Genomic DNA, 16239 nt, shown 5'->3' on the forward strand with positions numbered 1-16239 from the left:
TGGATGGCTGCCTCCTATTTACCTGGGTTAGAGGTAATATTTTCGGGTCTTTATAAAATTATATATATTGGACTTGAAATAGAGACTATCCATACTTAAATACCATTCCTTGATTTTTTTTGGATAAAGGATAATTTAGTTAATTACTTTTACTATGCTACATCTAATTAATTCCAGCAGGTTCTATCCGGCATTCTTACTAATATTCCTCTTCTCATTAAAAAGCTTAGAGGTAAGGGCGCAATTGTTTGATCAGGACAGCCTGAAATTAATATCTCGGCAGTTTGCCTTTACAGAAGGGCCGGCAGTGGACAAGGACGGGAATATCTATTTTACTGACCAGCCCAATAACAAAATCTGGAAATACAACACGGAAGGTCACCTTTCTCTTTTTAAAGATTCAGCCGGCCGTGCCAATGGACTGTACTTTAACCATCGCGGTCAGCTACTTGCCTGCGCAGACGAAAAAAACGAAATTTGGTCGATAAGCAATGATGGCAGAGTTACCGTCTTGCTGTCAGATGTAGATGGAAAGAAACTGAATGGTCCAAATGATCTTTGGGCAGATAAGAAAGGTGGTATTTATTTTACAGACCCTTACTACCAGCGTGACTACTGGACCAGAAAAAAACCAGAGATAGAAGGGCAAAAAGTTTACTACCTCCCTCCGGGAAAAGGTAAAAAACCAATTGTAGTGGCTGATGATGTAGCTAAGCCTAATGGCATTGTGGGATCGCCCGATGGAAAATACCTATACGTGGCGGATAGGGTGCGAAATAAAACTTACAGGTATATCATTGAATCTAACGGTAAGCTCAGTGGACAAAAGGCGGTCATCGACCAAGGCTCTGATGGGATGACATTGGACAATCAGGGAAATGTCTACCTTACGGGGAAAGGTGTTTCTATCTATAGTCCGATAGGTGTACTGATAGGACATATTGAGGTAAAAGAACCATGGACATCGAATGTCTGTTTTGGTGGCAAGGATCGAGCTGATCTATTTATCACAGCTTCAACAGCGATTTATTGTATCCCCATGCGTGTAAAGGGTGTTGAATAAATTGCCTGTCTTCAGCAGTTGACGTAGACAGCAGTTTAGTAAGCTCTACTGATTATATGGACAGTTTCGCATTTGAATACATCCAAGAGAGACGATTATCCCGAGCGATTTTATTTTTTTCGTCAAAATATCGTTCGAGTCTTATAGTGTTCTGCCTGTTCGCCTGTGTTGAAATTTTATTCAAAAATTAAGATCATGTTTCTCCTTTAAAAACTCCCTTCCTAAAATTTCAAACATGTTAGATCATCTTTATAGGCTTTTTTATACAATTCAATGATCTTTGCTAATAAAAAAGCTCGTTCTTCATCTGAAATTTTCTTCCCGTTGTCCCACTGCCTGATACCTTCGGGATCAATTACCGAAAACCTTGCTGATATATCACAAATCAGGGCGCTGTCATTCTTTTGAAAAAACAATTCTTCTCCTCTTCCCAGTATTTTCATTTTATAGATGACCCCATCTTCGTCTTTAAATTCATAAACTCCGGTGATCGTTGATTTTGTTTCTTTTGCTCTGTTCATCACAATCCATGCTAGTTAATACAATTTTAGACACAGTGCTTGTTATTTTTCAAATTTAGAATTTTTCCAAGCTTCAATCATCTCTTTTCCGCATTTTAGATCAGCAAACATTATATTAACGGTAAATTCCTTTTTATCAAACAATTTACTGTACATAATTATATCTATATCTGATTAATGGCAATTAAAGCTTTTTAGTTCAAAGTAGCAATACTCACAGACCAGTTTGATCTTTGCAAATTCTTCAGCGTATTCGTTCCAACCATTATTTCTGATCCTGACCTTTTCACATTCGTCACACCATGCTTGAAAATCGTCATCTTCACCAAGTTCCATCCCTTTATATGTTTCAAAAGCCTCTTCAAATCCCTTCGGATGCTCCAAGTTAAGGTGCTGACAAACAAATGCTGGTCTCGACCGCCCATGGATTTTGCATTCAACTTTTGCCTGATTGAAATGGATAACTTCCTGAGAATTTTCTTCCAAAACAGCGGTAATGAGAAGATAGCTTTGAAGTTTTTCGGAGGGAGCTCTATATACTCCTATCCCCCCCAAAGTAGCTAATGATATCGCCGTAAACTCCCAACAATCGAATTCATCAGCCGAGAAGGTACCCGCTGTCAATTTTGGATAATCGTTTTCGAGGCCAAATTCCATAACAGCAAGTGTACTGTCCTTATTGGGCTCGAAACTATGGTCATTGAACCAACTCCACATCCATGTTTCTGATGTAAGGGAAAAGGTACCAATGGGAATATATATCCATGTGCTGGAAAATGAATCTTTGGAGATCAACCGCGTTTTTAAGCTTTCCTCATATGAAAATTCATAAAATTATTTACTTTTGTTAAAATTAACTTATTGATGAAAAGAATTATTGCCATAATAGCCGCTATTTGTCTATTAATTTCTTGTAAAAAATCGAATACTGAACCCGAAGTTGAAGTGATACAAAAAGGGATCGAGCTGGAAACGCTTGTACCAGAGAGCTTGGGGTCTCAGGGGACCAAATTATTGGGACGTATACTGGCACTTAACAGTGAAAAAATTACGGAACACGGTTTTATGCTGATAACTTCCAAGGGCTTAGGCGCTGCTGACACGACTTGGCTAAAAATAATAGACCAGCCCGTAGCCGGTAACAATAGCTTATTGATAAAAAACCTGACTATTCCTCCTAGTGGCCAAGCTTTTCGCCTTCAATATTATGTGCAAACAAAAGATAAAAAATATTGGGCCAATACAACCGAATTTCTCCCCACACCCATCAAAGTAAAAGCGCTGGCAGATAGCAAAGTGACTATCGGACAGCAACTGACTGTAACTGGCGACTTTGCCAAAATTGACGATACCTTTCGTATCTATATGCGTTCTCAGAGTTCTATTGCTGCTGATCCTGTTCCCTATACGCTGAATGCCAACAAAACAAGTATTTCATTCGCTGTACCACATAACTTGAAGCATGGTAATGAAATTGATTTTATTTTGGCGGACAACAGGTTTATGTCGTCCTTCCTGGCAAAAGTTTCTGTCATCGGAACATTATCTCCCCCCGAAACCTATGAATTTAACTACAGCGATATTATCCGCTTCTATGGCCAGGGATTAAGTTCGAATACCGATGCTCCATTCCAAATCATTATTGGCAATAAAGTGCTTCCCTACAGTGTGGAATATCATTTAAGTGATTTACTGAGCGGACAAAGGGGAAAAGAATTTAGAATAGGTTACTTTAATGGTGCCGACACGATTATCTTTCCGAAAAAAATAAAACTGAATATCCCGTCTGAATCGGCATTCCAGTTCTACAACACATTTGCCCACCCTGGAAGCACTCTCCGTGTGGATGCAGCAAATTTAGATCAATATTTGCCCTTGAGTTGGGATAAGTCAAAGGTCAATCTTGCAGGTAAAATAGCACAGCTGCAAATACTATGGGGCCAGGACGACAATCTGACAATAGGAAACGTTGCAGAAGGCAGCTATCCTATTGAAATTCTTACGGACTTATATAACTACACAAGCACGCAAAAACTCCGTGTTGAAAAACTTAAACCTACTGGGATAAGTACGGGGCCAGTGGAACCAATGGCCTTGATAAAAGTTTTCGGCAACTTTATGGAAGGTCAACGATATACTGTAGTAGAAAAAAATGGATATACCTACGATAACATTGCACGCAATGGAAGTCTTGAGGTGTATGCTGTTTCAAATACAAAGGAATTCCAAATCGTAAAAATCGGATACAGCAGTGACTGGAATCCCCCAACCTGGATAGATACCGATCTTAAAGTTGCGATAAAGTCTACAACTTTTACTGGGATTTCGCCATTAAGCGGCAATTATAGTACTAAAATCTCCTTACAAGGACAAGGGCTAAGAGGTGCGACAGTCCACATCGGCGAGAACGTCCTGTTCCCATCGATTGATGATTATGGAAACGCCTATCTTTACATGCCCATGTATATCCTACCAGGAAAATATAAAATATCAATTTTTCAAAATGGAGAATGGTTCACTTCTGAACAGTTTTTCGAGCTAAAATATTAGTAGACATGAAACATCTATATGCACTGATTATAAGTATGATCATATGCACGCTATCTGCTTGTGGCGACAAGGAACCGTTGCCCAACGAAGAAGCAATCATTCAGGAGCCAATTGTGATTGAAACTGGCTCATTCTCCGGCATCACGGCTAATCAGGTCACCCTGCTCGCCACAGTAAAGAGCTTAAATAAAGAAACCATTTTGGATGCTGGCTTTATGGTAACCACAGTGGATGCCAATGGCAAAAAATCTGCCGAAAAAAATTATAGTATAGGTAAGAATGTCCAAATTGGGGAAACATCTTTACTGCTGAAGCCTACTGAAAAATTCGAACAGCGGATCAATTATAACTATTATTTTTATATAAAAACCAACAATGCATTTTACAAAGGACCAGAACGCAGCTTTACACTAAATAATATAGCTTTTGACAGCCAGCCTAAAAAATATGCTTACGGTAAAGAAACAATTACGGTGACGGGTAATTTTGAAGGATTGGATTCCGATTATAGATTGAAGGCTTCCGGCGCATTTGAGCTTTTTGACATACCATATGTAAAAAGCGAGGATAAAAAATCGTTGCATTTCGAGATAGGCCCATCGCTCAATCTAAATAGAGGTACTGAAATCGAAATATCCCTAGTACGCAAAGGAGAAAACCCTAATGTGTACCAACAAAAAGTGTTAGCGATTGAGTTTTTGCCTAAGCTAGATCCATTGGCAAAAAAACGATACTATCCGTCTGATATTATTCTCATGTCGTCTACCAACCTCGGAAGGCTGCATGAAAATGATAGTCGAATCAAAATTTTGATCAATGATCTTGTCCTCCCATTTTCATCTTTCATCATACTCTCTGACCATAAGACATTAAAGGGAACCAGTTTTCGGATCGGCTATTGCAACGCAAAAGATACGGTATATTTTAAGGAACCGCTGGAACTGGTCCCAGTTGCTGAAATGGACGCCAACATGGCTCAAACAACATTACACCCGAGCGGGGAATTTTCACTGGAATCAAGAAATATGGCTTGGTTTTTCCCAGATATGGAAATAACCCTGGGAGGAAAGCCCATTACAGGTGGTTATGATTACAGGACCTATCTACTCAGTATGGCAGCTTCACAGGTGCCTACCGGAGAGCAGGAACTGGTCATAAAAAGTCGTTTCTATACGTATAAGTACCCACAAAAAATAAAAGTTCAGGAACTGGCTTGGACAACATTGGACCGTTCAGGCGGTTTTTGGGGAGAGACTGTAACCGCTCAAGGAAATTTTATTTCGGGTAAACCATATATCGTATTTGACCAAGATGGAAAAAGTATTGGTGATGGTATCGCTCAAAATAATGAACTGAAATTTCAGATCACCAACTGGTTTGATCAAGTGAAAGCGATCAAACTTGGTTACCCCAAGAGCTATAATGAATATGTAATCATTGATAAGACGTTAAATTTCACGTCCAAAGGATTTACTTTCGATAACTTTTATCCCAAACGCGGAATGTCTGGCGATATCCTGACAATTGAAGGAAAAGGAATAGCCTACGCCAGCAAATTTATGCTGGGTGACCAAGATTTACGACCTGTGATCATCAACAACAATAAGGTCACTTTTTCGATCCCAAGAATAAATGGGACCGGGAAAGTACGTATCAATTATTATATGAACGAAAAACTATACCAGAGCGATGATTATTTTGAACTCTATTAAGCAGATAACTCACAAGAACATCTTACACTATTGTTGCTTTCTTATTGCCCTGACTTTGGCATCCTGTGAAAAAACAAAAACGATTGACAATAGCAATCTGGTAGCGATCGAACTTGAGACATTGGAAGCCAAGATAATCTCGGAGAGTGGAATCCAATTTATAGGAAATATCAGCAGCCTTAACAAAGAGGAGATCCTGGATATGGGTTTTATGCTCTACGACCTCAGTAAGGATCCTCAAAACCCGATTGAGATCAGTATGGGGAAAGATGCCGCCAAAGTAGGAAAGGTCGCCTATACTTACAAAGCGAAGACCAGCTTTGTAGTTGGTCAGACCTATGGATTTAGCTTTTATATAAAAACAAAAAAGACCTTCTATAAAGGCGAAAGAATTACTTTTGCTGTAGATCTCATCCATATTAATGAAGATAATATACGCTATGCAAAGATTGGTCAAAAGGCGACGATAAAGGGGGATTTTGCACAATTGAACGGCAGTTATCTCGTCAGTTTTGGTGCGGAGTCCAATGAAACTGCAACGTTTGAAATCGGACAAAATAAATCGGAGCTTTCCTTTATAGTCCCCGCTCGAAATAAAAATCATGGTGACTCGCTGGAAATCTATCTGCTTCATAAAAAGGAAAATGGCCTTAACCAATACAGACGAAAGTTATTAACGGTGGGTCTACTCGGAAGCGTAAATAAACCAGCATCCAATACCTTTTACTATACCGATGCACTGCCGATCTCTGGGCTTGGTATCGAAAACGCTGTCGAAGGCTCATTGAAAGTACTGATGAATGGCAAATCAATTGACTACAGATCCGGACTTGCATTTGCCGATTTTGGTCCCTTCAAAGGTAATACCATCAAATGGGCAATTGATTATGGAAATGAAGTAGTAGAGTTTGAAGACGCCATACAATTTAAAGCACCTTCCCTGTCACATCTGAAGTTTGAACCAAATGGATATCATTCCACTGGAATTATTATCATCCATGATTTTGATTTTTATAAGTATTACGGGACTGTGCTTCCTGAGATCCGGGTGGGAACGCACAAAATTACTAATGCTCGCTTTGGGGGGCAGAGTCTAATTTTTGATTTAAAAGGTATCTCCGAAGGTCAATATCCTTTGGAGTTCATATCGCCAATGTACTCCGTCAAAAGCGATATGATGATTGTGTTAAAAAAATTCGCGCTCAATCCCTTACCCCGGAAAGAAGTATATCATCTCGATCAAATGACATTGACGGGAGCATTTATACCCGGACAAGGGTATGTACTCTCCATTGGTCAATCGTCAGAAATCTTTGAAGCTAAATCGGCTACGGAGATCGATATTAAGATCCCTCGTATCCCAGCCGGTGACTACAAATTAAAATTGGAAGATGCTCCAGAACAGGACATAAAAATATTGGATCCGCAGTTTACGGATGTCAGCCCCAAAACAGTATCTGTAGGTCAAAATATAACAATTACAGGAAAAGGGCTGAACGATGTCGATATGGTTTTCTTAAACAACTATGCATTCTTTCCTTCACATATAAATGGGGAAACAATCCAGATCCCCATTCCCTACACCGTCCTGCCAGGGAAGTATAAATTAATGCTGAGGTTCAATTACAATAATAAAGATTTTGCTACCAACCAATACATTGAAATCCTGTAACTATATGAAAAAAATTAATGTATATTCTCTCTTTCAAATCTTTCTCATTACAGTGATGGGCTTTGTATGGACGGGTTGTAGTACCAAAGAGGAAATTATCCCGGATACCAAACCGCTACAGATAGAAGCGCTTCCAGCAGGAAATGTTACGGCTTCAATAGTGACCCTAAATGCCGAGGTTCAGTATCTCAATGATGAAGTCGTCTTGGACCATGGTTTTATGATCATGGGAGTAAACAACAGTAATCCCGAAAAGGTATCGCTTGGAAAGACTGTAAAAGCCGGGCCAATTAACCTCGAGTATAAATCAAAATCGGTTTTTGAGCCCGATGCTTATTATTCCTACTATTACTATATACAGACCGAAAAACAGTTATACCAAAGTAAATCCATATCTTTTATGGTTAAGGACTTTTGGGTAGATCAGCAAAGTGTATTGCCGATCACTTTGGGTGACACACTCCATCTAACCGGAAAATTTGAACAGCTGAACAACTACACTATAGTAAAGGTAAGCAACATCTATCCGCAAAGAGAACTCAGCATAGTAAAACGGGACAAGGAGTTTATGGACATTTTGATTCCCAAAGATCTGGGGAACCATGGCCAGACCATGACAATTCTCCTCAGTAAGTCTATCAATGGGCAGAACTCCAATTTTGGAAGAGAACAAAGTCTGGCCAATATCAAACTGCTTGGGAAGGTGGAATTCAACGCGAATGGTCCACATTATTTTGGTGATGATATTCCTATCAAAAGTTATGGGCTCAGTTGGAGTGTTTCGAATTTTAACCTTATCGTTGGCAACAGCATTCTATCCTATTTCAATGACAATGACAAAATTAATCTTTCTGGGCTTAATATCACCCAGCAGTCTATCCGTTTGGGGTATTACAATGGCGTGGATACAATTATTGTCAAACAAAAGCTTGAGCTGATCCGCCCCAATCAAGACATCTTTGAAACGACAGATATTGTTGCGCATCCAAGGCAGATGAATACCATGCGATTCACCAATTTATTACGGTATTTTGGATCGGATTATTACAACATGAAAATCTTTGTAGGTGATAGTCTTTCTTCCGGACCTGTTTATTATGGTCCGGACAGTATGCATTTTCAAATGCCCCAATTGACTGACGGTAGTTACAAAGTGACTATAAATACGCCACAATATGGCAATATTGTACTCAAAAAGCCAATAGAAATTAAGAAGTTAAAATATGAGATACAAAATAAAGTTCCTTACTATATCGGGGATGAGGTCACGTTAAAAGGAAATTTTTTAGATAATTGTAATTACGTTATTAAGATAAATGACTATGAGATCTTTAGTGGGGCTGCAAAGAATTCCATGTTAAAATTTAAACTATGGAATGCCAACTTTGGGAAAGAAAGGTTTCAAGTTGGCATTGGTGGCGGCGACTACTACCCTGTTTATCCTGATGAAGGTGAAACAATTGATGTACCCGGTATTCGGATCGATAGCTTTTCGCCGACTAGCGGATATGCTGGAGATATCGTGACGATAACAGGCAAAGGATTTGCAAATATGTACAGTATGGTGAATGTTTTCGTAGGTGATGTACCTGCAAAAGTAATATCATACAATAACAACTCTGTCAAAATATATGTACCTATCACCATTCGTAAAGGCCCTGTACCGATACGGATGATGTACTACATCCCAAATGGCGAAGTGGTAGCATCACAAAAATTTGAAGCAAAATAAGATAAAGGAATTTTAGATACGATCAATTTTTTGCTTTTAGCAAATCAGTAACATCAAGGAAAGACTTTAATGGTTATGCTTTCATTCAGGAAAGTGTACCGATTAATTTTAAACCAATATGATAGATTTTCTTTTACTCGATTTCCCTAACACTTTGGCAGCAAAAAATTCGTATCTATATTCTCCTAATAAGCTTGTAGATTTCAAACCAGAGTACAGATGCAGCAGCAACAGCGAGTGCTATAGTCAATTCAGATACGCTAAGGGCTGTGACCTCAAAGAAAGAGGCGACAGGTCTGCAATATAATATGACAAATAGTAGGATAAGCACAGCACAAGAGATTCCTAGCAGTAGAAAATTACGATTCTTAAAGCTTTCGACTATGCTATAATAGAAAGAGCGGTTGGCATAGCTCAACAGTATATTCGCAAAGATCAAAGTACAGAATACCATCGCCCTTGTCTTTTCTTCGCTTCCGCCATGCTGGGCAGTAAACTGATAGCTAAACAAGATTCCGACTGTGATCGCTATTCCCTGAATGATGCTTATCCCCAGTTCGTTGATGCTTAAAAACGTCTTTCCCATCGCCCTTGGTGGCTGTTTCATCGTGTTTTTTTCAATAGGTTCATTCTCATATACAATAGAACAGGTAGGCCCCATGACCAGTTCCAGAAAGATCACATGGACAGGGCTAAATATCTGCGGATAGATCCATCCCAAAAATAAGGGCAAGGATACAGTCAAAATAATGGGAATATGAATGGAAATAATATATTGCACAGCCTTTTTGATATTGGAATAAATCCGGCGGCCAGCAGCGATGCCGACGATAAGCTTCTGCAGATCATCGTTGGTGATGACTAATGCTGCCGCTGATTTGGCGATCTCGGTTCCCTTATTTCCCATGGACACACCGATATGCGCTGCTTTCAATGCGGGTCCGTCATTTACCCCATCTCCGAGCATGGCCACAACCTCACCACTTTTTTTCAGCGCATTGACCACGGCAAGTTTTACGTCGGGAAACATTCGGGTGAATAACGTTGCCCGTTGAGCGATAGTCATAATTTCATCTTCGGTATTCCCAACGATTTCACTGCCATTTACAGCCGGAGAAGTATTGACAATTCCTGCCTGCAAAGCGATCGCTTTTGTCGTCTCAGCATTATCGCCGGTAATCACCTTTACTTTAATGCCCGCAGCATAGATCTGCTGAAAGACCTCCCTTATGCCCTGCTTAGGCGGATCATAGAAGACAGTAAGCCCTAAAAACTCAAATTTAAAATCCTGTTGTTTTGCTGGAAAGTCATTCCCTTCAAAATGTGTTTTGGCGACACCAAGAATCCGATATCCCTGCTGAGCAAATGTTTCAATCACCCCCCTTATCTTATCTTTGTCTACATCGGATAGCTGGGAAACGCTAATTATCGCCTCGGGAGCGCCTTTGGCCGCAATAATCCGCTCCTTTTCACTATTTTCAAAAAGATGTGTCATCATTGGCGGTCTACCCGCAAGAGGATATTCATGAAAAAGCTGATAAGCCCTTCTCAGATCATTTTTTTGTGTTTCTTCGTAGATCTTATGTAACGTGATTTCCATGGGATCAAAAGGAACAGGTTCACTGCTCCACATCGCATAGTCGATAAGTTCATTTAGCGCGCTGTCATCAAATTCACCTTCAGCATAAACGGTATCGGAACGATAATCATATAGGTGTTTTAATTGCATGATGTTGGCCGTAATAGTGCCTGTTTTGTCTGTACAGATTACTGTCGTACTTCCTAAAGTCTCAACAATACTGCTCCTTTTTATAATAATTCCTTCCCTCATGAGCTTCCAGGCACCAAGCGCCATAAATGTTGTAAATGCAACAGGAATTTCTTCAGGCAACACTGACATCGCCAGTGTCAGTCCACTGAGCAAGCTCGCCACAATATTGTGGGTATTGATATAACTGAATAGGCACACCAGCAGGAAAATAACAATTCCGATGATTGCCATTGCTTTAACAAATTTCCGGATCTGAATCTGCAAAGGTGAAATCTCTTCTTTTATCGTCCGCATGGATTCGCCGATCTTGCCGACGCGTGTTTCTTTGCCTATCTTTTGTACCTGAAAAACAGCAAGCCCCGAAACTGTTAGTGTTCCGCTATATACTAAATTGTCGGTTGTCGTACCATCCTTAAAAACTGAAAAACTCTCACCCGTGAGCGATGATTCGTTGACAGAAAAATCATTACTGTGTACTATAATTCCATCAGCATTTATCATGCGTCCTTCTTCTGTGATACAGAGATCCCCTACCACAATTTCCCGCGTAGCAATCTTTACCACCTGACTATCTCGAATGACCACACTCAGCGGCTCATTTAGTTTTTCAAGCTCTTCCAGCGCTTTCTTGCTACGGTTGTCCTGATAAAACGAAATCGCTGTTACCGCCACGATGGCCAGCAACATAAAAGCCGCTTCAGCATAGTCGCCCACGATCACATAGATCAGTGAAATAACGATCAGCAAAATCAGCATGGGCTCTTTTAAAACTCCAACAAGCAATTCCAGCCATGTACTTCTATGGCTTGCCGCCAACTGGTTATACCCATATTTTGCCCTAGCCTGATTTACTTCGTCCTGACTGAGACCTTTAAGGTGACTGGGGATATTATATGCCATAAAGAAATTGATTAATATAGAAACGATTATCTACTGACTGTATAAGAAACACCATTTCCCAAAATATGTTCTTTAAGAACCGGCATAATTTATAGAATCCCCTCTAAATCCGTTTTTTACGAGCAAGGGGATATAGTCGCGACGACCAGATGAACCCAAGCTATGATAGTTTGAGAGCTTTTTAGTATAAAATAATTACGGGCTATGCTTGCTGATATCGCAAAGAAAAAAATATTTTTTATAGAAGCGCATTAGATTTATGATATTTTTGAATATTTAATTAACCGTATGAATAAACTCAAACAGTATATCAAAGACAAAAATTGGGTAGAAGTGCTAGATCAATGTAAAGTGCTGAATCCCGATGAACGTGCAGCAACTATACAATACTTGCATTCGCTGGATATTGACCGCGATATTTTAGAAAAGGATGGCCACAGCTTAGATGTACCGGCTCGACTTGATTTTTATGAGAACCGTAAACGGGTTTATGCAACGCTAAATTTTGCACTTATCGCCTGTACCCGCCAATTTGAGGATATCGCAAAGATTGAATACTTAAAAGGAGAATGGCTTTCGTGTCCTTTAACCTCCTACCTGAACAATCCTACTATTGGTGTGGAACCCTTACTGGCTTTTTATCAGCTGTTCCCGCCCGACTATCTGCATAAAATCGTTAAGGCTTCACAAAAGGAACGTTTTGGCGGCATCGATTTCAAAGTGCTATGGGCATTTTACGAACAAGGTTGGATCGCTTTTGATGAAAGCTATTTTGTTACTCGTTTGTTTACGATAACGATGTTTGACAGAGATACAGAAATGGAGGCCAATTTTTTATTGAAAAATCAGGATGCTATCGACAAGGTGTTTTTTCGATTCCACCAATATGAGATTCCTGTGCTCGACATTTCCAAATGGAAAGCCCGTGAAGGATTTGTCTGTAAAAAGGTGACTGAATATTGGACGGAAGTTATACAGATCATGCAAGAGAAGGGCTATGTATTTGACCGCGTTATTATTCCCAATTTAATGGAATCTCTACTCAATAACTGGAAGAAACCACACTTAGATTGGCATATCCGACTGTTAAACTTGTTTAATACTACACAATACGATTATCTGCAGCAGCAACAGCTCTTGTTTTCGCTACTGAATACCTCGAATACAAGCCTTATTAATTTTTCGGTCAAACAGATCAAGACAATCTATAAAATGGATGGTTTTGATGAAATTGGATTTATTGATCATGTGAGCAGTATTTTCCCAAAGGGGAAAATAGAAAAATCCCTGCTACAGTGCCTGGATATCGTCGAATACATTCTGAAAAAAGAAGAACATAACACGCTTGACATTTCCGCAGAGCTATCCATGCTGTTACTCCAGACGGATCCAAAATTACAGGAAAAAGGTGCCCGACTTTTAGTGGAACAAGCTGAGCCAGAGATACTGGAGGATCTGGTTGAACCGCACCGCAGTAATTTAAAACTCAAGACCCTCGAAATTCTCGGCTTAGGTCAGGCGACTCCATCCGTAGCAGAACCCGTATTTGAAGAGGAGGCGGAGCTACTGGAACAAGTCACGATCCCTTCAACTTGGGATGCTCTGTTATTTCAGATCGGTCATTTCATCAGAACGAAGTCTGCCTTAGATTTTGATCTCTTCTTAGAAGGGCTGAATCAGTTGCAGAATGATATCCCCAAAGATTACAAAAAGCAATTGAAACCTTATTGCAAGCAGCTGTTTAGCCGATTTTGGGATATTGATTACATGGGCTTTTTCGCCCAGTTTATGCACTATTGGATTGGCGATGATAATCTGGAAAAATCAAGCGATGAAAGTGACAGCATTCCCTTTGCACAGCATAAGCTGGATTGGATGCGACAAAAACTCGCAAGCAACAATAGCTTACCATTTCTGTCGACACCAAGCCACCTACCCTTTTATCTGCTCCCTAAAGTACTGGTAAAACGCTTGCTCGAGTATGAGCAAAAAAAGGTAGCTATTGAAATGGAAGATCTGATCGTGGCCTGTAACAGACTGTTATATCAACAAACTGATGAAGAGACCATTCGCCTTGTGAAGACCTTAAAGGGGAATTACGCTGCTGCAATACAATACTATTTAGGAGCTACAGACGAGGTTAAACCCACAGCGGATGTATTGGCACTCTGGACGCAGGTAACACGGATCAAACAGCCGGACCATATATTTCCGGAATTTGAAAATACAACGGCCAAAAATTATCCGGCCGTCGTTAACCCTTTTGAGATTTCATTCGAAATTATCATTGACAAAAACGAATACTCAACCTGGCACAGGATATTGCTGGAACATAATTGGAATTATAGTTGGTTTAAAAGCGAAGAAACCAAATATTATCCCCCACTCTTTTATAATACCGCGCCTTTTTCAACGGCATTTCGGGAGGCCATTGCTTTTCAACTCAGTTTAACACCTCAATACACCGGTCCGCTGCTATGCCGGTATATCCCAGATACAGCTTCGGGAAATGAAGTAAAAGAAATGGAACACGGCCTCTACCCCATGCAGTTTTTGATGGATCATCGCCTCGAAGTACATGGTAGCGGTTGGCTATATATTGCGGTTTGTTTATTGTTTGAAAAGAAGATTTCGAGGGATCTGGCGGTAGAATATGTTCAGTTTTCACTGATAGATAGAAAATGGGATCTTTCTTACCTTGCTCTTGCTATCGGGAGACTACTTGCCGGCGGATATGCACCTGTTAATAGGTTTATAGAATATTTGGATCGTCCATCTGTCTCACAGCAGATCAAGGATTTCCAATTATTATGTATGGAGAAGACCCTGGAACATCTCGATGGCCAGCATCTCCCTGTAAACAGCAAAAAATTAGTCGCTTATTATATAGAGATTTCGGCCCAACTTCATAAAGAAGTAAATCAGGCATTTCTAAGTAAAGTAAAACGCAAATGAATATAGACTTTGAATATCAGTATCAACATGCTTCTACGATCGCTACGGGGGGACGGGACAAATCCTTTATCCTGGCGCATTGTTCTGAAATTGAACAGGACAATCAGGTTCCCTGCTTTTTTCATGGGAATATTATCAATTCATTTGTCGCTTCAAAATGTTTGAGTACGCTCGGTAAAACAGTACGCTCCCATTTTGCTATCAGCCCGGATCAGCGCATCAATATGCGTGATCCGATCGTTTCTGTCGGGAATAATCAGCTTCATTTTGAGGCTTTTTCATCCTGTAACAGTGTTTACGCTCGCATTGATGTACTACAAACAGGAATAGACGGAGAGTTTATCCAATCCGGCTGTACCAATGTGGATTTTAACGATATGACGATCCGCGCTTTTAATACCGTCGGCCGGACAGATAAATTGATCGTTGGCGTAGGTTCCAATGAGCTGAAGATCATTACAGCGCGCACGGAGAGCACTGAGAAAAAAGTGAGTTTGCCTGATCGCTGGATTAAGGGCTTGGGAAATGTGCAGGTCTACTTATCGCAAATGGAGCTTGCCTTTAAATTGAATAAAATTGAAGCTTTGCAGCTCTTTAAAGCCATACCTAAAACAGCGGTTAAGCCCGAGTACTTTTTATTTAGGTCTGGGAACAGCTATACTTTTTCCGCAACTGCCAAACCCAATAGTTTAAAAATAGGAGGCATTCACAGGCTCAATCTACTAGAAAACCTATTGGTGCATATAGACAGTGTTTCTTTCTATAAACACGAAGATCAGCAAAGTACAGCAGTAGTACTTGACTTCAAGGACATACAAATGCTGTTTCTACTTTCGGAGAGCGTATACCGCGGGTTTTCCGGTGAAAGTAAGCATATCGAAAACCTGCTGGTTGAACTGCCAGAAGAATGGCTATTGGGTATCAATAATTATTTTAAAACCAATGAGGTTTTTCAGCCTACGCTGATTTCCATAGAACATGACATTCAGTTGGGGACCATGCAAACCATGCAGGCCTCACTTTCCAGCATGGGATTATTGGGTTACGATTTATTGAGCAACAATTATTTTTACAGAAAGCTTCCCTTTAAACTTTCACGCTTAAAACGCTTTAATCCAAGGTTGCAAAATGCAATTAAATTGTTTCATGAAGATGCAGTGCTGCTCCTCCAGAATGACAAAAATGGTATTAGGGCTGAAGTGAAAGGCAGTGCTGACCTGAGTTATATTGTTGTCGGTAGAGGTAATGATCTGCAATGTACTTGTACCTGGTTTACGAATAATAGGACGAATAGAGGGCTCTGCAAACATATCATGGCGGTAAAGATGAAACTGGGCGAATAGTCTACCCAGATTGACAAGCC

At 40.1% G+C, this 16239-nt stretch carries 10 protein-coding genes; 7 read left to right on the plus strand and 3 right to left on the minus strand.

Annotation, left to right across the window (positions count from 1 at the left end; all coding sequences use genetic code 11):
• Window positions 1-154 precede the first annotated feature (154 nt).
• A complete protein-coding gene (locus tag ACK8HY_RS20465) occupies window positions 155-1063 on the plus strand; it encodes an SMP-30/gluconolactonase/LRE family protein (RefSeq protein WP_416134637.1) in 909 nt (302 codons plus the stop codon).
• 221 nt (window positions 1064-1284) lie between these two features.
• On the opposite strand, the gene ACK8HY_RS20470 is transcribed toward ACK8HY_RS20465, so the two are convergent.
• Window positions 1285-1584, minus strand: coding sequence for a hypothetical protein (locus tag ACK8HY_RS20470; RefSeq protein ID WP_077433866.1), 300 nt, complete (start codon window positions 1582-1584; stop codon window positions 1285-1287).
• A 174-nt stretch (window positions 1585-1758) separates the two neighbouring features.
• Window positions 1759-2379: a DUF6882 domain-containing protein gene (locus ACK8HY_RS20475; protein ID WP_416134638.1), complete on the minus strand. Its 621-nt coding sequence runs from the start codon at window positions 2377-2379 to the stop codon at window positions 1759-1761.
• A 69-nt stretch (window positions 2380-2448) separates the two neighbouring features.
• Between ACK8HY_RS20475 and ACK8HY_RS20480 the strand changes: the two genes are divergently transcribed.
• The 4 genes from ACK8HY_RS20480 to ACK8HY_RS20495 are packed head-to-tail and all read left to right on the plus strand — an operon-like array spanning window position 2449 to window position 9250.
• The gene (locus ACK8HY_RS20480) at window positions 2449-4134 is read left to right on the plus strand and encodes a hypothetical protein (RefSeq protein ID WP_416134639.1); all 1686 of its coding nucleotides are present in this window, start codon (window positions 2449-2451) and stop codon (window positions 4132-4134) included.
• 5 nt (window positions 4135-4139) lie between these two features.
• A complete protein-coding gene (locus tag ACK8HY_RS20485; protein WP_416134640.1) occupies window positions 4140-5846 on the plus strand; it encodes a hypothetical protein in 1707 nt (568 codons plus the stop codon).
• Entirely contained in the window at window positions 5824-7518 is a 1695-nt protein-coding gene (locus ACK8HY_RS20490; protein ID WP_416134641.1) for an IPT/TIG domain-containing protein, read from the plus strand. The genes ACK8HY_RS20485 and ACK8HY_RS20490 overlap by 23 nt, the downstream gene beginning before the upstream one ends.
• A 4-nt stretch (window positions 7519-7522) precedes the next feature.
• Complete coding sequence (locus tag ACK8HY_RS20495) at window positions 7523-9250, plus strand: IPT/TIG domain-containing protein (protein WP_416134642.1); 1728 nt, start codon at window positions 7523-7525, stop codon at window positions 9248-9250.
• A 175-nt stretch (window positions 9251-9425) separates the two neighbouring features.
• On the opposite strand, the gene ACK8HY_RS20500 is transcribed toward ACK8HY_RS20495, so the two are convergent.
• On the minus strand, window positions 9426-11921 hold the full coding sequence (locus ACK8HY_RS20500; RefSeq protein ID WP_416134643.1) for a cation-translocating P-type ATPase: 2496 nt from the start codon (window positions 11919-11921) through the stop codon (window positions 9426-9428).
• Window positions 11922-12209: 288 nt separating this feature from the next.
• Between ACK8HY_RS20500 and ACK8HY_RS20505 the strand changes: the two genes are divergently transcribed.
• Window positions 12210-14876 (plus strand): DUF6493 family protein, encoded by a 2667-nt coding sequence (locus ACK8HY_RS20505; protein ID WP_416134644.1) that lies wholly within the window; start codon window positions 12210-12212, stop codon window positions 14874-14876.
• Entirely contained in the window at window positions 14873-16219 is a 1347-nt protein-coding gene (locus ACK8HY_RS20510) for an SWIM zinc finger family protein (RefSeq protein WP_416134645.1), read from the plus strand. Before ACK8HY_RS20505 ends, ACK8HY_RS20510 begins: the two co-directional genes overlap by 4 nt.
• Window positions 16220-16239 lie beyond the last annotated feature (20 nt).

Source organism: Sphingobacterium sp. NGMCC 1.201703, assembly GCF_047784615.1.
GTDB lineage: Bacteria > Bacteroidota > Bacteroidia > Sphingobacteriales > Sphingobacteriaceae > Sphingobacterium.

What these genes read in the sequence shown, in the direction of transcription:
- ACK8HY_RS20495 (WP_416134642.1), top strand. Translation starts at nt 7,523, where the DNA reads ATGAAAAAAATTAATGTATATTCTCTCTTTCAAATCTTTCTCATTACA.
- ACK8HY_RS20510 (WP_416134645.1), top strand. Translation starts at nt 14,873, where the DNA reads ATGAATATAGACTTTGAATATCAGTATCAACATGCTTCTACGATCGCT.
- ACK8HY_RS20470 (WP_077433866.1), bottom strand. Translation starts at nt 1,584, where the DNA reads ATGAACAGAGCAAAAGAAACAAAATCAACGATCACCGGAGTTTATGAA.
- ACK8HY_RS20465 (WP_416134637.1), top strand. Translation starts at nt 155, where the DNA reads ATGCTACATCTAATTAATTCCAGCAGGTTCTATCCGGCATTCTTACTA.
- ACK8HY_RS20485 (WP_416134640.1), top strand. Translation starts at nt 4,140, where the DNA reads ATGAAACATCTATATGCACTGATTATAAGTATGATCATATGCACGCTA.
- ACK8HY_RS20480 (WP_416134639.1), top strand. Translation starts at nt 2,449, where the DNA reads ATGAAAAGAATTATTGCCATAATAGCCGCTATTTGTCTATTAATTTCT.
- ACK8HY_RS20505 (WP_416134644.1), top strand. Translation starts at nt 12,210, where the DNA reads ATGAATAAACTCAAACAGTATATCAAAGACAAAAATTGGGTAGAAGTG.
- ACK8HY_RS20500 (WP_416134643.1), bottom strand. Translation starts at nt 11,921, where the DNA reads ATGGCATATAATATCCCCAGTCACCTTAAAGGTCTCAGTCAGGACGAA.
- ACK8HY_RS20490 (WP_416134641.1), top strand. Translation starts at nt 5,824, where the DNA reads ATGATTATTTTGAACTCTATTAAGCAGATAACTCACAAGAACATCTTA.